The sequence below is a fragment of the Streptomyces sp. DS1-CR2 genome, assembly GCF_055760475.1.
On record NZ_CM147085.1, the window covers coordinates 8,186,326 to 8,207,341 of the forward strand.

Consider the following 21,016-nt stretch of genomic DNA (forward strand, 5'->3'; position numbering starts at 1 on the left):
TCGCGGTGTCCGTGGCATCCGGGCCCACCGTGCGCCCGTTCCCCGAACTGCCCGCCGGGTTCCGCTTCGGAGCCGCGACCGCCGCCTACCAGATCGAGGGCGCCCACGACCAGGACGGCCGTGGCCCGTCCATCTGGGACACCTTCAGCCACACCCCCGGCCGCACCCTCGGAGGCGCAACCGGCGACACCGCCTGCGACCACTACCGCCGCTACCGCGAGGACACCGGCCTGCTGCGCGGCCTCGGCGTCGACAGCTACCGGTTTTCGATCGCCTGGTCCCGCCTGCTGCCCCAGGGCACCGGGCCGGTCAACGCCAAGGGCCTGGACTTCTACGACCGGCTGATCGACGAACTGCTGGCCGCCGGTGTCGCACCCGCCGTCACGCTCTACCACTGGGACCTGCCCCAGGCACTGGAAGACCGTGGTGGCTGGCGCGTCCGGGAGACCGCCGAGGCGTTCGCGGAGTACACGGCCCTCGCGGCCGAGCGCTACGGGGACCGGGTGGAGCGCTGGATCACCCTCAACGAGCCGTACTGCTCCGCCTTCGTCGGCCACGCCGAGGGGCGGCACGCACCCGGCGCCGAAGAGGGCCGCGGCGCGCTGGCCGCCGCCCACCACCTGCTGGTCGCCCACGGCCTCGCAGTACGGGCACTGCGCGCCGCGGGCGCCCGGGAGATCGGCATCACCCTCAACCTCGACCGCATCCACGCCGCCTCCGCCCTCCCCGAGGACCGGGCCGCCCTGCGCCGGGCCGAGGTCCTCCACAACGAGGTCTGGACCGAGCCGCTGCTCGCCGGACGCTACCCCGCGCACGAGGACCAGACCTGGGCCGGCCTCGCCGCCGGTCCCTGGCGGTTGCCCGGCGACCTGGAACTGATCGGCGCCCCGCTGGACTTCCTCGGCGTCAACTTCTACCGCCCCGTCACGGTCGCCAACGCCCCTCACCGCGAGGCCGACCCCGAAGCACGCACCGCCGTGGACATCGGCGTCACCGAGCTGGACCCGTACAACACCCGACACACCACCATGGGCTGGCCCGTCGTCCCGGAGGCGTTCACCGAGCTGCTCTGCGGACTGAACGCCGGCTACCCGAGGCTTCCACCGGTCTGGATCACCGAGAACGGCTCCGCCGAGGCCGACACCGTCGCCCCCGACGGCCGGGTCCACGACACCGCGCGGATCGACTACCTCGCGGACCATCTCGCCGCCGTCGCCGACGCGGTCGCCGCCGGGGTCGACGTGCGTGGCTACTACGTCTGGTCGCTGCTGGACAACTTCGAGTGGGCGCGCGGCTACGGCCAGCGCTTCGGCCTCGTCCACGTCGACTACGACACCCTGACCCGAACGCCCAAGGACAGCTACCACTGGTACCAGGGCCTGATCGCCGCGCACCGTGCGCGGACGGAGGAATCCACCGAATGAAGTTCACCGACGGCTACTGGCTGATGCGTCCTGGCGTCACCGCGCGCTACGCCACCGAGGTCGCGGACGTCCGGGCCGACGAGCACCGGATGACCCTCTACGCACCGGTGAAGCACGTGGTCAGCCGCGGCGCCACGCTCAACAGCCCGCTGCTGACCGTCGAATGCTGGTCGCCGGCCGAGGGTGTGATCGGGGTGCGCGCCACCCACCACGCCGGTTCGGTGCGGCGGGGACCGGAGTTCGCGCTGCCCGGTGCGCAACCGGACGCCGGAAAGGTGCACCGGGACGGCGACGTGGTCGAGCTCAGCGCCGGTGAGTTGTCGCTGCGCGTGGACACCTCCAAGCCGTGGCACCTGGAGTTCACCGCCGGCGGGCGGGTGCTGACCTCCGTGGGCGAGCGCGGCACCGGCTTCGTCGCCGACGCCGACGGCCGGCACTTCATGCTCGGGCAACTCTCCCTGGGCGTAGGGGAGTCGGTGTACGGCCTTGGGGAGCGGTTCACCCCGTTCGTCAAGAACGGGCAGGTGGTGGACATCTGGCAGGCCGATGGCGGCACCAGCAGCGAGCAGGCGTACAAGAACATCCCCTTCCACCTGACCAACCAGGGCTACGGCGTCTTCGTCAACCACTCGGGCAAGGTCAGTTACGAGGTCGGCTCCTCGGCGGTCGGCCAGGTCCAGTTCAGCGTCGAGGACCAGTCGCTGGAGTTCTTCGTCGTCCACGGCCCGACCCCGAAGCAGATCCTGGAGCGATACACCGCGCTCACCGGCCGGGCCGCCCTGCCCCCGGCCTGGGCGCTCGGCCTGTGGCTGACCACCTCCTTCACCACCGACTACGACGAGGCCACCGTCAACCGCTTCGTCGACGGCATGGCCGAGCGCGGCATCCCGCTGAGCGTCTTCCACTTCGACTGCTTCTGGATGCGCGGCTACCAATGGTGCGACTTCGCATGGGACTCCGACACCTTCCCCGACCCGGTCGGCATGCTGAGCAGGCTCAAGCGGCAGGGGCTGCGCATCTCCGCCTGGATCAACCCCTACATCGCGCAGAAGTCGGCCCTGTTCGAGGAGGGCATGCGCGAGGGATACCTGGTGCGGCGCGCGGACGGCAGTGTGTGGCAGTGGGACCTGTGGCAGCCGGGCATGGCGCTGGTGGACTTCACCAACCCGGCCGCGCGCGACTGGTACACCGGCAAGCTGAAGACGCTGCTCGACCAGGGCGTGGACTGCTTCAAGACCGACTTCGGCGAGCGCATCCCCACCGACGTCGTCTGGCACGACGGCTCCGACCCCGAGCGGATGCACAACTACTACACCCACCTCTACAACGAGGCCGTCTTCGAGCTGCTGCGCGCCGAGCGCGGCGAGGGCGAGGCGCTGCTGTTCGCCCGCTCCGCCACCGCCGGCGGCCAGCAGTTTCCGGTTCACTGGGGCGGCGACTGCGAGTCCCACTTCAACGCCATGGCCGAGTCGCTGCGCGGCGGGCTCTCCCTCGGCCTGTCCGGCTTCGGCTTCTGGAGCCACGACATCGGCGGCTTCGAGGGCACCCCGACCCCGGCCGTGTTCAAACGCTGGGTGCAGTTCGGACTGCTCTCCTCGCACAGCCGCCTGCACGGCAGCAAGTCGTACCGCGTGCCGTGGGACTACGGCGAGGAGGCCGTCGACGTCACCCGCGAGTTCACCCTTCTCAAGAACCGCCTCGCCCCGTACCTCCAGCGCGCCGCGCAGCAGGCGCACACCACCGGTACCCCGGTGATGCGCGCCATGGTGCTGGAGTTCCCCGACGACCCGGCCGCCGCCACCCTCGACCGGCAGTACATGCTCGGCGACAACCTGCTCGTCGCCCCGGTCTTCACCGACGACGGCACAGTCGAGTACTACGTGCCGGAAGGCACCTGGACGAATGTGCTGACGGGCACTCAGGTCACTGGTCCGCGCTGGGTCCGTGAGCAGCACGGCTTCCACACCCTGCCGCTGCTGGCCCGCCCGGACTCGGTCATCCCGCTGGCCGCCGACGACCAGCACCCGGTCTCCGCCTGGGCGGACGGTGTCGAGCTGCAGGTGCACGCCTTCGCCGACGGCGCCGAGCACACCGTGGTCATCCCGAGCACCGACGGCCCCGGTGAGACGGCCCGCTTCCACCTGAGCCGCCGGGGCGACCGCCTGCACGTGACCACCGACAGCCCGCACCCGTGGCAGCTGCGGGTCGGCGGCCCGGACGCAGCCGTGCACACCCAGCCCGCCGGCACCAAGGATGCCGACGTGCCGTACCCGGCCTGAATCGGACAGCCAGGGCGGGGTCCCGCGTCCGGTGCACGTCCGGGCGGCGGGGGTCCCTGACGGCGGACGCACCCGCCGAGGCCGGTGGCTCTCCCGTACGGGCGGGGGCCACCGGTCAGGCGGATCTCGGCGTCGTCGGGCGGCGGCGCCCGCCGGGACGCGCCGTGGGACGCGCGGTGGGTGCTTCGGCGGAACGCAGGTGTTCCCGCAGCCACCTCTCCGTGTTGCTGACGTGCAGCAGAGCGGCCGCCTGGCTCAGGGCCGCGTCGCGATTGGACAGCGCCGTGAAGATCGCCTCGTGCTCGGCGAGCGTGCGGTCCGCGACCAGATCGTCGCCCCGGCCCCGCCAGATGCGGGCGCGCAGGGTGCGCCCGGAGACGCCTTCCAGGAGCGTGAGCAGCGACTCGTTGCCGGTGGCCGAGACGACGGCTCGGTGGAACGCGGCGTCATGTGCGTTGAGCAGCTCGACGTTCTCCCGGGCCGCACGCATCGCGTCCAAGTGCCGCTCGACCTCGGCCAGTTGACCGTCCGAGATCCGGGTGGCGGCGAGCGCGGTGGCGACCGGTTCGAGCAGCCGCCGCACCTCCATCAGGTCCAACAGCGCGCCAGGGTCGCTCTGCAGGAGTTCCACCGCGCCGCCGAGCCCCTCGAACAGCAGACTCGGCGCGAGGCTGGTCACGTACGTGTGGAACCGTCGACAACGAGCCAGTCCCCGGCGGCCCCGTCCACAAGTCCTCCCGACCGGCCCGGGCACGACGTAACGCCACCCGCATCGCTGAGCAGGCGCTCACGACACTCGCCGGAGACCACGACGGAGACATAGCCGCGCAGCTCGTCGGAGTCGGTGAGCTCCTCGACGCCGTCGCCCAGACGGCTCCGGCCTCCACCCGCAAGGAACTCTCCGAAGCGGCCCGCTCCTTCGAGCGCGCCACCCGCTCCCACGTCCGTGCCGAGCACGCCGACCATCGCGCTCTACAGCGCGCAGGTGTTGGGCAGCTTGCCGGGCGGCAGCGGCCTGTTGAGCGTGTCCGCGGGCGGAGTGCCAGCGGATGGCGGCGATGGTGTCGAGGACCATGGTGGACAAGAGCGGCCCGCTCATGACCGAGCGAGCCGGAGAGTGCGCGGATCGCTTCGCACACTGCCGGCCGCCCTTCTCAAGACGGGAGCGGTGGCCCATTCGGTGAGTGCGACATCTTCCTCGGCGCGATGTGACGTCCCCGGCCGAGCAGCCGGCGGTGTCCACCCGCCAGCCGCGGCGCGCCCCGTCCACGAGCCACCCGGGAACGTGCTGGGCCAAGTTGAGCGTCAGCCATGCCTTTCGGTCTCTCCTCGCCCGCCCTCGGTGAGGCCCGCTTGCGGCGGGCCAGAGGTCACCGCCAACACCAACACGGGTGAGCGGGCGGCAATGATGCTGTACGGGTTGCTCCGCCACCAGCATGCGAAAGGCGCCCGGTACCCGGATTGACCGAGGTCCCCTCCGCTAACCGCTCCCCGCGCTCGTACGGCCCGCTACCCAAAGGGGGGCGGGCCGGGGGCGCCGGGGGCCGGTTCTTCGTCACGGGCAGGGCTCTCGGACGAGTACGGGGAAGCTGCTGCGGAACGTCCCCTGCCGGGCGCGGGAGTGTCGGCGAAGACGCCGGGTGGCGGCATCGCGGCCGGTGACCTCCTCAGCGATCAGCAGCCGCAGGACCTCGGCGGGATCCCAGCGTTGCGCGCGGGCGGTGGCCAGCGCGTCGGGGGCGGCTTTGTGCATATAGGGCAGGCGCCTCCGGCGCATCAGTCTGTCCAACTCCTCGGGCAGAGCTGGGGCCTGGGGAACGTCACGGTCGTATATTCCTTCGCTGGTCGGGGTGCTCGCCGATAGGCTCGGCGGGTGATCAATCTGGCGGTGCGTGGTGACAGCGGGGACGTCGTGGCTCGCGCTGAGGCCGGTGTGGAGTGGACCGCTGCCTTCGCGGATCTGGACCCGATGGGCTTCGCGATGCTCTGGGCGCTGACTCCGTATGGGGACGCGGTGTTCAACCAGCGGCAGGTGCCGCTGCTGCTGGCGGAACTCGACCGGCTTCCCGCCGCCTGTGGTGGTGACTGGGTCGCGCAGGCCCGCGAGTTGTGCCAGGTCGTCCAGCGGGGGATTCATCTGTATCTGTGGTTTATCGGCGACTGACCGCGCCTGGTCGGCCATCACCTTCGGTGGACTCGCTACTGGCCCAGGGCCTGCCAGCCGATGGTGCCGCTCTGGACGGAGTGGGCCTCATCGGCCCGCACTACCTCGCCTGCGGGCTTGCTCGCGGCGACGCGCTCCAGGATGGAGAGCAGATCGTCGTCGGCGAAGCGTCCGGCCGCGGCGGCCAGTCCCAGGGCGTGGTCGACCCTGCCGCTGCCCAGGACGGTGGCCAGCTCGACCGCGCGCGCCATCTTGGCGCGGATGCGGACCGCGCCGGCGGGTCCGGCCTCCTTGAGCCAGCGCCCAGCTTCGGGGCCGATGTCCACAAACGGGATCTCGGCTTCCGAGCGCGGTTGCAGTCGGGGCTGGTGGACGCCGCGGCCGTCCGGGTATTGCGTATCGATGATCTGCGGAACCCCTGGGACCGACAGCTGGTGGCGCCAGATCTCAGACAGGTCACCGGAGTTGGTGCGAGCGGTGATGGACAGTTCCTCGCCGACCACCCGGCACCAGACCCGGGCGCCGGTATAGCCCGGCGGGCTCGAGTAGCGCACCGCGTTGAAGCTGATCGTGCGGTCCCGTTGACCTCAACCACGGCGGCGTTCAGCGAGTCTCGAGCCGATACGATCCGGATACCAGCACGATGGGCTGGCCGGCCTTGCGGTGCTTAGCGAGAGCCGGCCCGCCCGCGCGCCGGGGCTTCGCTGCCGGTCGGACGCTTGCGAGCTGCGGGTGCTGCAGGTGTTCGTGGGCACCTCGTCGTTCCGGTCCGGCGCTGGACTACTCCCGCACCGAGGACCCGGCTGCATGGTGATCGCCGAGGCGCCCGGCAACTCGTCCTGTTCGCAACCCTCGACATCCGGGGCACCCAGGACCACGTCGCCCGAGCCGTACGACGTCCTGGTCGTCGGGGCCGGACTTTCCGCAGCAGCTCAGTCCGGTGTGTCTGCCGCAGAACGAGACCGAGCGGATCCTGCACCAGACGGCGAGGTTGGGACGTAGGTACCCGAACGGCCGCCTCGCTCGGCAGCTGATGAGTGGCCGGGGCCGGCAGAGCGTGCCTACGTTCGTCTCATGGGTACCGAAGGATCGACCGATGCGCGGACCACGGCAGCGGTGGAAGATGTCGCGCACCTGTTGGTGCGCTGTCTGCGGGCCGAAGGCGTGGACTACGTCTTCGGAATCCCCGGTGAGGAGAACATCCGGTTCGTCGACGCGCTGAACGACTCCGGGATCCGGTACGTCCTGGTGCGCCACGAGCAGGCTGCCTCGTTCATGGCGGAGATCTACGGCCGGCTGACCGGCCGCGCCGGGGTGTGCTCAGCCACGCTGGGACCCGGCGCAATCAATCTGCTCCTCGGTACCGCGGACGCCATGACCAACAGCGCGCCGATGGTGGCCCTGGCCGCCCAGGGGTCGCTGCGGCGCACCCACAAGGAGTCACACCAGATCATCGACCTGGTGTCCATGTTCGCTCCCGTCACCCAGTGGGCGGCCCAGATCGAGTGTCCGGACGCGGTGCCGGAGATGACGCGCAAGGCCTTCAAGACCGCTCAGAGCGAGCGTCCCGGCGCCGTGTTCCTGGCGGTGCCGGAGGACATCGAAGCGGAGCGTCCCACCGAGCCGCTGGCACCCCTACAGATCGATGCGGTGCGCGCCGACGCGCCGTCCCCCTCCCAGATCGCGCGGGCGGTCGAGGTGCTCACCGCCGCGCGGCACCCCGTGGTGCTGGCGGGCCACGGCGCCGCCAGAGCCGGGGCCTCGGCCGCCCTGGTGCGGTTCGCCGAACGGCTGGACATCCCGGTCGCGACCACGTTCCACGGCAAGGGCGTCTTCCCCGACGACCACCCGAATGCCCTCGGCACCGTCGGCTTCATGCGCCACGACTACGGCAATTTCGGCTTCGACGCGGCCGACGTACTGATCTGCGTGGGCTACGAGATCCAGGAGTTCGACCCGGCCAAGATCAACCCGAACGGCGACAAGCGGATCCTTCACCTGCACCGCTTCCCCGCTGAGGTCGACGCCCACTACCCGGTGGCAGTGGGTGTCAAAGGGGACCCCTCACAGGCCCTGGACGCGCTGGCCGCAGCACTGCCCGACGGACTCACCTACGACTCGGGAAGCAGCGAGAAGATCCGTACACTGCTCGACGAAGAATTCCAGTACGGACGCGACAACGACGCTTTCCCCCTGGTGCCGCAGCGCGTGGTGCACGATGTCCGCACCGCGCTGGACCGCGACGACATCGTGCTCGCCGACACCGGCGCCGGAAAGATGTGGATGGCCCGCCTCTACCCGACCTACGAACCGGACACCTGCCTGGTCTCCAACGGCCTGTCCACCATGGGCTTCGCGCTGCCGGGTGCCATCGCCGCCAAGCTGGCCCGGCCGGACCGGCGAGTCCTGGCGATGATGGGCGACGGCTCGTTCCTGATGAACTCCCAGGAACTGGAGACCGCCGTCCGCGAGCGCGTCCCGCTGGTCGTCCTCGTCCTGCTGGACCAGGAATACGGCCTGATCACCTGGAAGATGGAACTCGAACTCGGCCGCCACAGCCACACCCGGTTCACCAACCCGGACCTGGTCGCCTACGCCGCAAGCTTCGGCGCACGCGGCTACGCGATCGAAGCCGCCGACCAGCTGCTGCCCGTACTGCGCCGCGCCCTCGACGACGACACGGTTTCCGTGATCGCATGTCCCGTCGACTACTCCGAGAACCTGCGCCTGACCGACAGACTCGGCAGTCTCCACGGCCCCTTCTGACGCATCATCACGTGCAGTCGTCACCCTCTTTCCATCCGTCCCAGACGCCGGGCGAGTTCGATCAGCCGACTGAGTCCCCGAAGGCGGGTGTACATCAGCAACCTGACCAGGTCGACCATGTGGTGCCAGTCACCGTAGACGTTCAGCGATCCCGTCACCGGCAGGTAGCGCACCGCGACGTCCTCGTGGCGGGCCAGGCCGATGACTTCAGCATCGCCTCCTCCAGACGGCCACCCGACGCTCCCCGGACAAAGGGCCTAGAACCGCAGACGGGGCGGGCCGGCATGCCACGCATGGCGTAATAAGCCACTGCGGTGACTTCCCAGGTCACCTTGTGCGGAGGCGGTGACCGGCACGGGGCGGGAAAGAGGTGACGAGCCGGGCCATGGGCGAGGAGATTACGGAGGATCGGTCGGAGGTTTCGGCGTACACATACGCGCCTTCCTCCACGGCGAGGCGCCCGTAGTACTTCTGCTTCGCGCTGGTCTCGGGATCCTGCTCCATCACCTTCTTCGCGCACCCGGCGAGGTCCTTGCGCAGCAGCGCTGCGAACGCCTTGGCGCGCAGGACACTGCGCTCGACGACCGTCACCTGCAGCGCGCCGGTGTCGTAGTCGGTGCGGTACGTGCGGTGCACCGAGGTCGACGGCAGTGCCTCGCGCACACACATGGGCAGCGGGTCCGGCGGCAACTCGAATGGTGCCAATATGCGCGGGGTACCGGCCGCGGCGGCCGGCGAAGTCGCTCTGGCCTGCGGTGCTCGCGCAGCCGCGGTTCAGGAGACCACCTTGTCGAAGACCTCGTTGAGGGCTTCGGTGGAACTCGGGTGGGTGTAGATCGAATCGCGCAGTTCCGTTGCCGTGACGTGATGCCGGATGGCCAGTGCGACGGTGTTGATGATCTCCTGCGCGTCGATGCTCAGCAGTGCGGCCCCGAGGATGAGGTCGGTGTCCGCGTCCACGATGAATTTCATGACGCCGCGGGTCTCCTCGACCGTGTAGGCACGAGGCATGGCGATGATGTCGGCGACCGTCTCCCGCGCGACTTTGATGTTCAGTCCCTGGGCGCGTGCCCGGCTCTCGGTCAGCCCGACGGTGGCGAGCGGCGGCGTGATGAACAGGGTGTGGGGCACGCCCGTGCGGTCGGTCGTGGTGCGCTTGCCTTCGCCCAGGAGCTGGTCCAGCACGATGCGCGCGTCGTCGAGGGAGATGTAGGTGAACTGCTCTCCGCCGTTGACGTCGCCGAGGGCGTAGATGTGCGGCTGGCTGCTGCGGAGGTACTCGTCCACCTCGATCGCACCGTTCAGCGCGGTCTGGACACCGGCGGCGTCGAGCCGGAGGTTGGCGGTCACGGGCCGGCGTCCGGTGGCGGGCAGCAGGGCGCCGGCTTCGACGGTGTGGGTCTGTCCGTCCTTCTCGTACACGATCGTCGAGACGGCACCGCTGTCCCGCACCTCGGTGATCTTTGCGCCGGTGATGATGCGGATACCGTCGCCGGCGAGGACCTCCGTGACGACCTCGGCGATGTCTTCGTCTTCCCTCGCAAGTAGCCGATCGGCTGCTTCGAGGACGGTGACGTGCGTACCGAAGCGCTGGTAGATGGCCGCGAATTCGAGTCCGAGGTACCCGCCGCCGAGGACCACGAGACGCTCGGGCAGATTGACCGTGCGGGTGAGCTCCGTGCTGCTGACCAGGTGTGAGCTCTTGGCGAGACCGGGAATCGCCGGCACGACCGGCTCGGAGCCGGTGTTGATCAGGATCGTCGGGGCAGTGAGGGTGATGCAGTCGCTTCCTTCGCCGACGGCGACGGTGTGCGGATCGATGAAGCGGGCGGCACCGGTAATGACCGTCGCGGTGTCCTTGCCGTCCAGTGCCTCGAAGTTGCCGGCCCGGAAAGCACTGGTAAGGGCGCGGACGCCGGCGGTCGAGTTGGCGAAGAACTCCTGCGCGTCGTCCTCGAGGCGCCTGGAGTTCGCGTAGTGGACGAGCATCTTGGTCGGAACACAGCCGACGTTCGGGCAGGTTCCGCCGTACATGTTCTCGGACTGCTCGATCAGGACGACCCGCTTGCCGGCATCGGTGAGCGCGTGCGCGGCGGTCTTACCGCCCTTGCCGAAGCCGACGACCAGGACATCCGCGGTAAGAGCTGTGGTGGTTTCCATGCACTGAAGTGTGCGGAATCGCGAGTGATACAACTAGACTTGCCAGTCTCATTTTCCAGCCCGAAAGTCTCACGATGGACTCGGTCAGTCGTCTGCTGCGCATGGCGCAGCTCAGGGCCAGTCTCGACAGGCGCTGCCTGCTGGGCGGGTCCACCGGCATGGAGGTCGCCCGGCACCGCGAGCTGGAGGCGCCTTTCCATGTCCTGCTGGAGGGCGAGTGCCAGCTGCAGGTCGGCACGGTCCTGCTCGACCTGGGACCCGGAGACGTCGTGATGATCCCGAGCGGGGCTCCGCACCGGGTGATCACGTCCGGGCGAGGCAGCCCACGGGGCACGACAGAGACCGCCGGTGATGCGTTCGTGACCACGCGCAGCGAGCGTGGCGGAGCCGCAGTCATCGACCTGTTCTGCGGGCACTACACGTTCGATGCGGGCGCAGGCTCGCTGCTGTTCAGGAGCTTGCCCGATCCGGTGCACGTCTCTTTCGGGCAGTCGGCCGAAAGCGACGAGGTGCTGCGGATGTTGAGCGCCCTGATGCGCGGCGAGGCGCGACGCGAGGGGGAAGGCACCGCGGCAATCCTTTCGGCCCTGTGCACGGTGCTGCTGGCGATGGTGCTGCGGACCTCGCGGGGCGACACCACGACGACCACTTTGTGGACCGCGGCGACCGACGGCCGCATCGCGGAGGCCATCGAAGGCGTGCTGAACGACCCCGGAGCCGACTGGACAATCGACCGGCTTTGTCGCGCGGCGGCCATGTCGCGTGCGACCTTCCTGCGGCATTTCGGCCAGGACACGGGGATGACCGTGGGCGCCTTCCTCGCCCGGGCCCGGCTCATGGCTGCGGCGGAACTGCTCGGCTCCACCGACTCGACGGTTGCCACCATCGCCGGCCAGGTCGGCTACCAGTCCGAGTCCGCTTTCTCACGGGCGTTCCGAGCCGAGGTAGGCACGACACCAGCCCGCTTCCGGCGCGATCAGGCACAGCGAAGGAAAGCGGGCACCCCGGCAGACGGCGGACCCCACGACTGAACTCGCATGCGTGTTCAGGCTCTGTCGCGGCGCGGAATGCCACGACGAGGACGGTCAGTGCCGAGGACAGGGCGACGACCGCCCCTGTGATCGCCTGCCACCCCGGCACGGGCACAACGCTCACCCAAAGGGGACTTCACCAACCGCTCGTGCACGTGACGACGACATCGCGATGGTGTGGGCGACATACGATTTCCTCGTTGACGGCCGGGTGCATCACTGGGTGACCAACATCCTTGGTCTGCTGTAGCAGGAAGGCAGTTGGCGGATCTCCGCGATCGCGGACAACGGCCGCATCGGCTGGCGACCCGACGGGTGGGGAAGGCTGCGACGGTCGCCGACTCGGGCGTGTTGTGAGAGTGGATCATGATCGTTGATGAGCAAGGGCTGTGGGGCGTGGAGATCTGACGGATGGTCAGTGGGATCGGCTTGAGCGGTTGCTACCGGTCGGCATGAAGCCGGGCCGACTGCCGGTGCGGACGCGGCGGCAGCTGATCGACGGGCATACGCCGGCGGACCAGGACTGGTGCGCGGTGGCGGGATGTGCCCGAGGGGTACGGGCCCCTGAGGCCGGGTCTACGGCTTGTTTCGGCGCTGGCGGCGCGAGCACGTGGGAGCGGATTTTTCGGCAGTTGCAGGCCCAGGCCGATGAAAAGGGCCTGCTCACGTGGGATGTCGGCGTGGATTCCACCATTGCCCGGGCCCACCGGCACGCAGCCGGGGCGCGGGGAAAGAGGCGCTGCAGAAGGAGCCTCCCGGTGCGTCGAGGTCGAACCCGACGACCACGGCCTCGGACGATCGCGCGCCGGGCTGGCCACCAAGTTGCACCTGGCGGTCGAGCAGGGGCAAAGCCCGCGGTCCGATACGAAGCGACCGTGCTGGGCGCAGCCATAGTGGAGGAATCACGGCCGGGAATTCAAGCCCGGAGTCCGCGAAGAACTCCTGGGCGTCATCGGTCTTTTCCTTCGCTCGGCTCGCGTCGAGGCGAGCCTCGATGAGCGCTGTCTCGTGGGAGCTGTGTGCGTCAGTTCTTCGGGAGGCCGGGTTGCGCGGCCAGCCCGTCTGTAGCCCCGGTCGGTGTCTTGCAGGCGGCAGGTCCCGCCGCCTGCGCTGCGCCGGCGAAGTGTGACCACACCACCTTGCCTATGGGAGATGGAACGACGCCCCAGTCGTCCGACAGGAGTTGAACTATGAGCATTCCCCGTCCGTCCGTCGCGTCGGCGTCCTGATGGTCCGCCAGTACGGGTGCCGTGTCGCGGGCCTGGTCGTGAACTTCCAGGCGGACGCATCCGTGCTGGTCGGTCGAGATCCGGACGACGAAGGGGCTGCCGCTGTCTCCGGTATGAAGGATGGCGTTGCTGGCCAGCTCGGAGACACAGCTGCGGATGTCGTCGCATCGCGGGGGGTCCACATGGCAGCCGATGGCGAAGGTGACAAACCCCCGTGCCTGGCCGACGGATTGCGGTATCGGATCGAAAGTGCGCTGCAGGTGGTACATGTCCTGTCCTGGACAGTGGGCTGGAAATGCTGTGGGGTGGCGGACCGGCCAGTGACTCACCTGCTGACCGGCCGCCGGGGCCACGCGGATCGGGTGTGTCAGGAGGTGACGCGGGCGAGGAAGTCGCGGATGTAGCCGGTGATCTCCTCCAGGTGGCTCTCCAGGGCGAAGTGCCCGGAGTCGAGGAGGTGGATCTCGGCGTCGGGCAGGTCGCGCTGGAAGGCGCGGGCTCCGTCGGGGCCGAAGATCTCGTCGTTGGCTCCCCACACGGCCAGCAGCGGCACCTGGCTGTCGCGGAAGTACTGCTGCAGCTCGGGGTAGAGAGCGACGTTGGTCGGATAGTTGCGGAACAGTGCGAGCTGGATGTCGTCGTTGCCCGCGCGGTCGAGCAGCGCCTGGTCGATGGTCCAGTTGTCCGGGCTGACGATGCTCGGATCTGCGACCCCGTTCAGGTACTGCCAGCGGGTCACGTCGAGGCTCAGGGCTCCACGGACGGGGGCTTCGGTCTCGGGCGTCGGGTTCTCGGTGTAGGCGAACAGCCCGTCCCAGAAGGCCTTGACGAACCCGTCGGTGTAGGCGTTGCCGTTCTGCGTGATGATCGCGGTGATGCTCTGCGGAGAGCGCGTGGCGAGCCGCCAGGCGATGGGCGCTCCGTAGTCCTGCGCGTAGACCGCGAACCGGTCGACACCGAGCTGCTCCAGCAGGCCGGCAGTCACGTCGGTGAGGGCGTCGAAGGTGTAGTCGAACTCGTCGACCGTCGGCATGGCCGACTGCCCGAATCCGATCATGTCAGGCGCGATGACGCGGTAGGTGTCTGCGAGTGCCGGGATGAGGTTCCGGAACATGTGCGAGCTCGTGGGGAAGCCGTGCAGCAGCACGAGCGCCGGTGCCTGCGGGGCTCCGGCCTCCCGATAGAAGACATTCATGCCGTTGACCGTGGCCGTGCGGTGATGCACAACGCTGCTCATGCCAACCTCCAAGATTGCTTTGAGCGGTTAGTTACAGTCCAGCACGCGGGAACTAACCTGTCAAGTCAGTTTTAATGGTTAGGTTTGCTCGATGGCTGCCCGCAAACTGCCGAGCCCGCATGTATGCCTGTGGGCTCGGCAGGCGGCAGGCGGCAGGCGGACCGGATCCCGGGGTATGGGACGGCTGTCCGCCTCGCGTAGCCGGCCTTGGGATCCCGGCGTGCCCGGACCGTCTCTCCTGCTTGTCCGGTCTGGGTACTCCGGCTTCCCCGGGGGCTCATCCCGCGAAGGGCTTGTCGGTCATGGGGGCGACGGGTCTTGCGGCCTTTTCGCGCCGGCCCCGGCGGAAGAAGGTGCAATGGACGGGATCCGCAGCCGTATGCGTGCGGATCTACGAGCGAAAGCGAAGCCCCCTCTCTCAGAAGGTCTGCAATACCGCCATCGCCGTTACCGGGATCGTTGCGAAACGTCGCACTGCCCGGCCATGACGGGGCCCGACCGTGTGGCTGGCTTCCCCCTCGCGCAGGCTTCCGCAGCTGCCGTACTCCTGCCCTCGGCCGCTTCACCGGCCGGGAAGGTGCTTCGTGGCACTGTGTGTGCAGCCTGACGCAGAATCACGCGCGAGTGCGCAAGTGCCGCATGACATCGAGCTGCTGGGGCGGCGGGGTGGTGCGCGTGCCGGGCCTCCTCGATCGCCTCGGACAGGGCTTCCGCGCCATAAGGCCCGTGATGCCGCTTGCCGTTGAGGAAGAACGTGGGGGTGCCGGTGACGCCGTTGGTGTCGGCGGACGTGATGTGGTGGTCGACCGACGCCCGGTGGGTGCCGCTGAGAAGCTCGCGTTCGAAGCGGTCGGTGTCGAGCCCCAGTTCGTCGGCATGAGCGAGCAGGTCTGGGAGGTCCAACCGGTCCTGGCGTTCCAGCAGGAGCGTGTGCATGGGCCAGAACGCGCCCTGAGATGCTGCTGCTTCGGCTGCTTCGGCAGCGAGCCGGGCATGGGGATGCACATCGCTGAGGGGCAGATGCCGCCAGACATAACGGACATCGGGATGCGATGCCAGCAGTTCGCGGGTGGCGGGCTCGGTCTGGCTGCAGTAGGGGCATTCGAAGTCGCCGTACTCGACGATTGTGATGGGTGCGTGCAGCGGTCCCTGGATGTGGTCCCGTGCGGGGTCCACCGCATCGACCAGATCGTGCAACTGTGTGCTGTCGCCGAGCAGGGCGCGCCGGCGTCGGGCGCTGGGCAGCAGTGCGATGCCCCGGTAGACCGCCCAGCTGGTCACGGTCGAGATCACGGCGGCGCCGAGAATGCCGATCTTGGCCTGGTCGAGCTGATGCCCGCTGAAGGCGAGAGTGGCGATCAGCAGCGAGACGGTGAAGCCGACGCCGGCCAGGGTGCCGCTGCCCAGAACGGCCCCCCAGCCCACCGGCGCGCGTAGGCGGCCGCGGCTGGAGCGTGCGACAGCCCAGGATCCCGCCAGGACAGCGAGGGGCTTGCCGAGAACGTAGCCGAGGAAGATGCCGATGGTCACCGGGGCCGCCGCTGCGTGCGTGAGCAGATCCGCGTTGATGCGGATACCCGCGTTGGCGAGGGCGAACAGCGGCACGATCAGGAACGTGGTCCACGGATGAAGCAGGTGCTGCAGACGTGCGTTGGCCGACAGTGACGCACTCAGCCCCACGGTCGCCGACCGGGCCCGCGCGGGGCTCGGCTGTTCGCGGAAGAGCCGCACCAGGCCGGTGGCGTGCTCCAGGTCGGAGCGCAGCGGAGCACGGGCCGTCGTGGCCAGCCCAATGGCCAGACCGGCCACACCCGGCTCGATCCCGCTGAACATCAGCGCGCCCCACGTGCCCACCCCGAACACGACGTCGGTCGTACGGCTGCCCGTCGGCCGCCTGCTGCGTGCGACCAGCAGCGCGCCGAACGAGGCGAGGGCGAAGGCCAGCGGGCCTAGGCTGACGTGCTCTCCGTAGGCGAAGGCGACCACCACGAGCGCCACCAGGTCGTCGGCCACGAACAAGGCGAGAAGGAACGCCCTGACCCGAACCGGCACCCCACGGGCCACCATGGCGAATGCTCCCAGCGCCAGCGCACTGTCCGTTGACATCGCCACCCCCCAGCCGTGGACGGCCGGGCTTCCCTGGTTCACGGCGAGATAGATCCCCACCGGTACGGCCATGGCGATGAGACTTGCCGTGACGGGCAGAACCAGTCGGCGCCGTTCGCGCAGGTCGCCGAGATCGAACTCCTTGCGCGCCTCCAGTCCGACCACCAGGAAGAACAGCGTCATCAGGCCACTGTCCACCCAGGTCCGCAGGCTCCATCCCACGTGGAGAGCGCCGAGTCCGACCTCCAGCTGCGTCTCCCAGAACCCCTCGTACGACGCAGGCTGCGCGTTCGACCAGATCAGCGCCCCCAGCACGGCGAGGACGGTGACTACGGCGCCGCCCGAGGGGCCGTGCAGGATGGCGCGCACCCTGCCCGTCGCCGGGCTCCGCCTCGCGGCCGAGGGCGCGGACTTAGGCCTCGCCCTCCGGGGACGGGTCTGTCCCGGGGGTGCCGTGCGTGTGCACTGGGGTGCTGCTGTCTGCATGGAACTCCGCCTGTCTGTGGCCGATGGACGCGAAAGTCGTCCGGGGGAGGCGAGTGGCCGATGGACGCTGGGGCGGGAGCGGGGTGCCCCGCCACTCGCGCATAACCTATATGGCGACTTTTGATGGTTAGATTAGACAGTGAGGTGAGGTAACCTGTCAACAGCGGAAAAAAGGTTAGGAGCCGGGTGTGGTGATAGACAGGATTCAAGAAGACACGCTGCTGGAGCTGCTCAACACGACCCCCGTGGTCGAGGGCTCGACGCGCGATGCTCTCGGCACGCTTTCCGCAGGCCGCGCGTGGGCGCGCCAGCACGGGGGGAGCGGGTCGAGCGAGGAACTCAGCTGCCTCGTTGCCGCACGCGACGCCCTTCAGGACGTCGTGAGAGGAGAGCGGGAACCGGCGTGCCTGGGTGAATTCCTCAACGGGGTCAGCAGTGTTCCCGACGTCTCGGGAGGGAAGCTCGAATGGTCCCTGGAGGTACCCGCTACGCGACGCATGGCCGTTGAGTCGGTGCTGACCTGGGCCGGCCTCCAGGAGACCAGGCCGGGACGGCTCAGGCCCTGCGCGAACCCGCAGTGCCAACGCTTCCTTCTCGACCGAAGCAAGCCCAACAGCGCCCGATGGTGCTCCATGGCCGAGTGCGGCAACCGGATGAAGGCCCGACGCCACTATCAGCGCACAAAAGAAGCCCAAAACTCCTAGTAGACCGTCGTAGCTAATTTTTGGGATAAAGGTGACGTAGTTTGGTGCGTGCGTCGTGGGTGGTGAACTGCCAGTTCACCTGGCGTTGGTCGGTGTTGGTGGCGTTCTGCCAGGCTGTGAGTTCGGTGTTGAGGATGTCGAGGTCGTTGATGCGGCGGTCGAGGCATTGGCGGGTCAGCGCGGAGAGTTCGATTTCGGCGATGTTGAGCCATGACCCGTGCTTGGGCGTGTGGTGGATCTCGAGGCGCTGGGCCAGGGCGAAGGCTTTGTCGGGGGTGAATGCCTCGTTGAAGTTCCCCCAAGGCCGGGTAGTTAGCGTTTCCGCTGGTCACGCAAGGGGGGCGGCATCGTGATTGCCGCGTAGCGGCCCGTGCGGACTCTCTTGATCATTCCTCTCTCGGCCCAGCGGGCGAGTTGGCGATAGGTGGCGACGAGGGTGACGTCGCCGAGGAGCTCGGCGATCTCTCTTGATCGCCACAGCCGTTCGGGCTCTGCCTGCAGGATGGTCAGGACACGTGCCATGCGGTTGCCGGTGTTCTCCCGGTCGGTCGTCGCGGGCAGTGCGGGCTGTGGCGGTGGGGGCGGCAGGAGAGTGATCGTCGTCGAGGTCACGACCTTGCTGCCGTCGGGTCGGCCGTCCAGTTTTCTTTCCGCGTAACGGGAGATGGGGGACTTCACCTTGCGGGTGCTGACACGGGACCGCCGCGCGGGCGACAGCGCCGACAGGACTCGTCGGCCGATCTCCCCGATGCCCTGCTCGAAGACTCCTTCCGCGCATACCAGCAGGTCGCGAGCGGTTTGGAAGGCGACGGTGAAGCCACAGCGGTCTGGGTCGGTGCCTGGCCTGGACTCCGCTGCCTCGACCATGGTGCGGCGCAGAAGCTGGTAGAGAGTGAGCAGAGCCCACATCTCCTGCTCGACGCCGGCCGGATCGTGAGAGCGCAGGACCCGTGCGTGCAGGATGGTGTGGCGGAGCGCGTAGTAGGCGCTCTCGTGCTCCCAACGCTCGTGATAGAGGTGCACGAGGCGGTCGGCGGGGTAGCGGCGGGCATCCAGCAACGTGGTTGCCAGACGGTAGGAGCCCTCGAAGGTGCTGCCGTCCGTGCAGATGACGCTCACTCGGGCCTCGATGATGCGTACCCGGACGCCGCCGATGACCGAGAGGTAGGAAGAGTCGGCGAGTGCCTTCAGAACCGGTGGACGGCGGCGCTGATTGATGCGGCCCAAGACCCGTGCGCCGGTGGCGTGCACGGCGGCGAGGAAGTCGTTGCTGTCGAAGCCCCGGTCCCACAAGACAAGCATTTCGGGGACCAGATGCGGCAACAACCTGGTGGCGTACGAGGTCTCGCCCTCCCGGGTAGGGCCGAAGACCGCCCCGACCACGGCCCGGGTACCGGTCTCCACCAGCGTCATCAGCTCGACCTGGGGATAACCGCCGTGCGGGCACCGCCGCAGCCAGCTCCGATTGCGCTCACTGTCGGGCACTTTGATCGAGCTGCAGCCGTCGAACGACACCGTCCGATACGGGCCGAACCGTACCCCCGGCGTGGTTGGCTGGGCCAACGGCCCGGCCAGCACCTCGAACAACGCCCGCACCGGCGCGCTGCCGAGCCGGCGACGCAGATCACGTAACGCTTTCGTGCTCGGGCAGACGATCGGCATCCCCGACAGGCCGGCGGTCAGCTTGTCCCAGACCAGCCGGTAGCCGACCTCGGGGAACAAGCACATCGCCAGGAGGAAGTAGACGCCGACCCGCGAGGGCAGATCACGCAACCGCCGCTGCACGGTCCCGGTCTCCGACAAGACCGCGTCGACCAGCTCGAACGGCATGATCGGCGTCAGTTCCCCCAGATGTCCGGGAGCGAACCGGCCCGCGGCCACCGTGACCGTTCGGGTGATGGCCGTCAGTGCAGGCGGCAGGACACAATGAGAAGGCAACGGAGCTCCTTGCGGGACAAGCTGTCTTGGACGACTGCCTGTACCAACGAGCTCCGTTGCTCCATATCGGAAACTCGTCAACACCCCTTGCATGACCTGCGAGTTCGCTAACTACCCGGCCTTGGAAGTTCCCCCTCTGAGCTGGACAGCCTGATACTGGGACGACAGGTCCCGGAGGAAGCAGTTCCAGGTAGTGAGTAAGAAGAGCAACACGAGTAAGCGGTACACGGTCGAGTTCAAGCGGGACGCGGTCGCGCTGGTCTCCTCGTCGGGGAAGACGGTGACCCAGGTCGCCCGGGAGCTCGGGGTGAGCCCGGAGGGTCTGCGGAACTGGGTGAACCAGGACAAGGCCGACCGGGGCGAGGGGCCGGCTGGTGCGCTGACCAGCGACGAGAAGGAAGAACTGCGTCGTCTGCGGCGGGAGAACAGGGAACAGCAGCAGACGATCGAGGTCCTGAAAAAAGCCGCGGCCTTCTTCGCGAGGGAGTCGACGAAGTAGCCGTGCGCTACGCATTCATCGATGCGGAGAGGGCCGCCGAGACGAACCCCGGTGGTCACAGTGTCGCCCTGCTGTGCCGGGTGCTGGGCGTGTCCCGCTCGGGCTATTACGCCTATCTGTCCGGGCGTTTGGCAGCCGAGAAACGAGCCTGCCACGAGGAGCGGCTGATCGCCGAGATCCGGCACGTCCACGACGTGTCGCGGCGGGCCTACGGAGCCCCGAGGGTCACAGCCGCGCTCCGCAGGGGCGGGCACCGTGTCAATCACAAGCGTGTCGAGCGGCTGATGCGTGAGCACGGCATCAGCGGCATCACCCGCAGACGGCGTCGCGGCCTGACCCGGGCGGACCGCAACGCGATCGCGTCGCCGGATCTGGTGGGCCGGGACTTCACGGCCGCTGAGCCGGGCACGAAGCTGGTCGGCGACATCACCTACCTGCCCACGCTGGCCGGCTGGTGGTATCTGGCCACGGTGATCGACCTGGCTACCCGCGAGGTCGTCGGCTACGCGATGGCCGACCACCACCGGGCCGGCCTCGTCGTCGACGCCCTGCGGATGGCCGCCGGACGGGGCGCCCTGAAGGAGGGCTGCATCACACACTCGGACCGCGGAGCGGAATACACCTCACGTGAATACCGCGCCGTCATAAAGGAGTTGGGTCTGCGGCAGAGTATGGGCAGAACGGGCTCCTGCTACGATAACGCCGCAGCTGAGAGCTTCTTCGGGCTGCTGAAGGCGGAGATCGGGACCACGGTCTGGGAATCCCACGAGGCGGCTCGCGCTGATGTCTTTCGCTTCATCGAGGTCGAGTACAACCGCACCCGCCTGCGGAAGCATCCCGTCTACGGATACGTCACCCCGATCGAAACCCGGGCCCTGACGGCACAAGCTCTCGCCCCCGCAGCGTAACCACACGCTGTCCATGCTCAGGGGGGAACTTCCAAGGCCGGGTAGTTAGCGAACTCGCAGGTCATGCAAGGGGTGTTGACGAGTT

Annotated in this window: 18 protein-coding genes and 2 pseudogenes; 8 read left to right on the forward strand and 12 right to left on the reverse strand. The window is 68.6% G+C overall.

The window, feature by feature from the left end; genetic code table 11:
* The first annotated feature begins 5 nt into the window (after positions 1 to 5).
* Together ACY0PA_RS38190 and yicI are read left to right on the forward strand one after the other, a co-directional pair.
* Positions 6 to 1,424, forward strand: a complete 1,419-nt coding sequence (locus ACY0PA_RS38190) for a GH1 family beta-glucosidase (protein ID WP_473081955.1) — start codon at positions 6 to 8, stop codon at positions 1,422 to 1,424.
* Positions 1,421 to 3,703, forward strand: coding sequence for an alpha-xylosidase (gene yicI / locus ACY0PA_RS38195; protein ID WP_473081956.1), 2,283 nt, complete (start codon positions 1,421 to 1,423; stop codon positions 3,701 to 3,703). Before ACY0PA_RS38190 ends, yicI begins: the two co-directional genes overlap by 4 nt.
* A gap of 115 nt (positions 3,704 to 3,818) precedes the next feature.
* Here the strand turns inward: yicI and ACY0PA_RS38200 are convergent.
* The 3 genes and pseudogenes from ACY0PA_RS38200 to ACY0PA_RS38210 all read right to left on the reverse strand — a co-directional run.
* A pseudogene (locus tag ACY0PA_RS38200) lies at positions 3,819 to 4,388 on the reverse strand (FadR/GntR family transcriptional regulator); the annotation flags it as partial.
* Complete coding sequence (locus tag ACY0PA_RS38205) at positions 4,379 to 4,660, reverse strand: hypothetical protein (protein ID WP_473086632.1); 282 nt, start codon at positions 4,658 to 4,660, stop codon at positions 4,379 to 4,381. The gene ACY0PA_RS38205 and the pseudogene ACY0PA_RS38200, both read right to left, overlap by 10 nt.
* Positions 4,661 to 5,258: 598 nt before the next feature.
* Positions 5,259 to 5,480, reverse strand: a complete 222-nt coding sequence (locus ACY0PA_RS38210; protein ID WP_473081957.1) for a hypothetical protein — start codon at positions 5,478 to 5,480, stop codon at positions 5,259 to 5,261.
* Positions 5,481 to 5,576: 96 nt separating this feature from the next.
* Here ACY0PA_RS38210 and ACY0PA_RS38215 point away from each other — a divergent pair, with 96 nt between their 5' ends.
* The gene (locus ACY0PA_RS38215; RefSeq protein ID WP_473081958.1) at positions 5,577 to 5,867 is read left to right on the forward strand and encodes a hypothetical protein; all 291 of its coding nucleotides are present in this window, start codon (positions 5,577 to 5,579) and stop codon (positions 5,865 to 5,867) included.
* Between the two features lie 35 nt (positions 5,868 to 5,902).
* On the opposite strand, the gene ACY0PA_RS38220 is transcribed toward ACY0PA_RS38215, so the two are convergent.
* Positions 5,903 to 6,421, reverse strand: a complete 519-nt coding sequence (locus ACY0PA_RS38220) for a hypothetical protein (RefSeq protein WP_473081959.1) — start codon at positions 6,419 to 6,421, stop codon at positions 5,903 to 5,905.
* A 520-nt stretch (positions 6,422 to 6,941) separates the two neighbouring features.
* On the opposite strand from ACY0PA_RS38220, the gene ACY0PA_RS38225 reads away from it, so the two are divergent.
* On the forward strand, positions 6,942 to 8,633 hold the full coding sequence (locus ACY0PA_RS38225) for an acetolactate synthase large subunit (RefSeq protein ID WP_473081960.1): 1,692 nt from the start codon (positions 6,942 to 6,944) through the stop codon (positions 8,631 to 8,633).
* A gap of 20 nt (positions 8,634 to 8,653) precedes the next feature.
* Here ACY0PA_RS38225 and ACY0PA_RS38230 read toward each other — a convergent pair whose 3' ends face one another.
* The 3 genes from ACY0PA_RS38230 to ACY0PA_RS38240 all read right to left on the reverse strand — a co-directional run bounded on the left by ACY0PA_RS38230 (position 8,654) and on the right by ACY0PA_RS38240 (position 10,793).
* Complete coding sequence (locus ACY0PA_RS38230; RefSeq protein ID WP_473086633.1) at positions 8,654 to 8,806, reverse strand: hypothetical protein; 153 nt, start codon at positions 8,804 to 8,806, stop codon at positions 8,654 to 8,656.
* A 154-nt stretch (positions 8,807 to 8,960) separates the two neighbouring features.
* Positions 8,961 to 9,338: a hypothetical protein gene (locus ACY0PA_RS38235; RefSeq protein ID WP_473081961.1), complete on the reverse strand. Its 378-nt coding sequence runs from the start codon at positions 9,336 to 9,338 to the stop codon at positions 8,961 to 8,963.
* Between the two features lie 69 nt (positions 9,339 to 9,407).
* Positions 9,408 to 10,793 carry an FAD-dependent oxidoreductase gene (locus ACY0PA_RS38240; protein WP_473081962.1) on the reverse strand — a complete coding sequence of 462 codons (1,386 nt, stop codon included), beginning with the start codon at positions 10,791 to 10,793 and terminating at the stop codon, positions 9,408 to 9,410.
* Between the two features lie 74 nt (positions 10,794 to 10,867).
* Between ACY0PA_RS38240 and ACY0PA_RS38245 the strand changes: the two genes are divergently transcribed.
* Entirely contained in the window at positions 10,868 to 11,824 is a 957-nt protein-coding gene (locus ACY0PA_RS38245) for a cupin domain-containing protein (protein ID WP_473081963.1), read from the forward strand.
* Positions 11,825 to 12,848: 1,024 nt separating this feature from the next.
* Here ACY0PA_RS38245 and ACY0PA_RS38250 read toward each other — a convergent pair.
* The 3 genes from ACY0PA_RS38250 to ACY0PA_RS38260 form a co-directional block, all read right to left on the reverse strand.
* A complete protein-coding gene (locus ACY0PA_RS38250) occupies positions 12,849 to 13,322 on the reverse strand; it encodes an ATP-binding protein (protein WP_473081964.1) in 474 nt (157 codons plus the stop codon).
* Between the two features lie 98 nt (positions 13,323 to 13,420).
* Positions 13,421 to 14,290, reverse strand: coding sequence for an alpha/beta fold hydrolase (locus tag ACY0PA_RS38255; RefSeq protein WP_473081965.1), 870 nt, complete (start codon positions 14,288 to 14,290; stop codon positions 13,421 to 13,423).
* A 447-nt stretch (positions 14,291 to 14,737) separates the two neighbouring features.
* Entirely contained in the window at positions 14,738 to 16,765 is a 2,028-nt protein-coding gene (locus tag ACY0PA_RS38260; RefSeq protein WP_473081966.1) for a Na+/H+ antiporter NhaA, read from the reverse strand.
* A gap of 308 nt (positions 16,766 to 17,073) precedes the next feature.
* Between ACY0PA_RS38260 and ACY0PA_RS38265 the strand changes: the two genes are divergently transcribed.
* Entirely contained in the window at positions 17,074 to 17,586 is a 513-nt protein-coding gene (locus ACY0PA_RS38265; RefSeq protein ID WP_473086559.1) for a CGNR zinc finger domain-containing protein, read from the forward strand.
* A 144-nt stretch (positions 17,587 to 17,730) separates the two neighbouring features.
* Here ACY0PA_RS38265 and ACY0PA_RS38270 read toward each other — a convergent pair.
* Positions 17,731 to 17,851: pseudogene (locus ACY0PA_RS38270) on the reverse strand (IS630-like element ISMae25 family transposase); the annotation flags it as partial.
* A gap of 47 nt (positions 17,852 to 17,898) precedes the next feature.
* Positions 17,899 to 19,524, reverse strand: coding sequence for an IS4 family transposase (locus tag ACY0PA_RS38275; RefSeq protein ID WP_266569606.1), 1,626 nt, complete (start codon positions 19,522 to 19,524; stop codon positions 17,899 to 17,901).
* 193 nt (positions 19,525 to 19,717) lie between these two features.
* Here ACY0PA_RS38275 and ACY0PA_RS38280 point away from each other — a divergent pair, with 193 nt between their 5' ends.
* Positions 19,718 to 20,023, forward strand: a complete 306-nt coding sequence (locus ACY0PA_RS38280; protein WP_473081967.1) for a transposase — start codon at positions 19,718 to 19,720, stop codon at positions 20,021 to 20,023.
* A gap of 2 nt (positions 20,024 to 20,025) precedes the next feature.
* Positions 20,026 to 20,931, forward strand: coding sequence for an IS3 family transposase (locus tag ACY0PA_RS38285; protein WP_385883375.1), 906 nt, complete (start codon positions 20,026 to 20,028; stop codon positions 20,929 to 20,931).
* Positions 20,932 to 21,016: the final 85 nt, after the last annotated feature.

What these genes read in the sequence shown, in the direction of transcription:
- ACY0PA_RS38255 (WP_473081965.1), bottom strand. Translation starts at nt 14,290, where the DNA reads ATGAGCAGCGTTGTGCATCACCGCACGGCCACGGTCAACGGCATGAAT.
- ACY0PA_RS38240 (WP_473081962.1), bottom strand. Translation starts at nt 10,793, where the DNA reads ATGGAAACCACCACAGCTCTTACCGCGGATGTCCTGGTCGTCGGCTTC.
- yicI (WP_473081956.1), top strand. Translation starts at nt 1,421, where the DNA reads ATGAAGTTCACCGACGGCTACTGGCTGATGCGTCCTGGCGTCACCGCG.
- ACY0PA_RS38250 (WP_473081964.1), bottom strand. Translation starts at nt 13,322, where the DNA reads ATGTACCACCTGCAGCGCACTTTCGATCCGATACCGCAATCCGTCGGC.
- ACY0PA_RS38210 (WP_473081957.1), bottom strand. Translation starts at nt 5,480, where the DNA reads ATGCGCCGGAGGCGCCTGCCCTATATGCACAAAGCCGCCCCCGACGCG.
- ACY0PA_RS38245 (WP_473081963.1), top strand. Translation starts at nt 10,868, where the DNA reads ATGGACTCGGTCAGTCGTCTGCTGCGCATGGCGCAGCTCAGGGCCAGT.
- ACY0PA_RS38225 (WP_473081960.1), top strand. Translation starts at nt 6,942, where the DNA reads ATGGGTACCGAAGGATCGACCGATGCGCGGACCACGGCAGCGGTGGAA.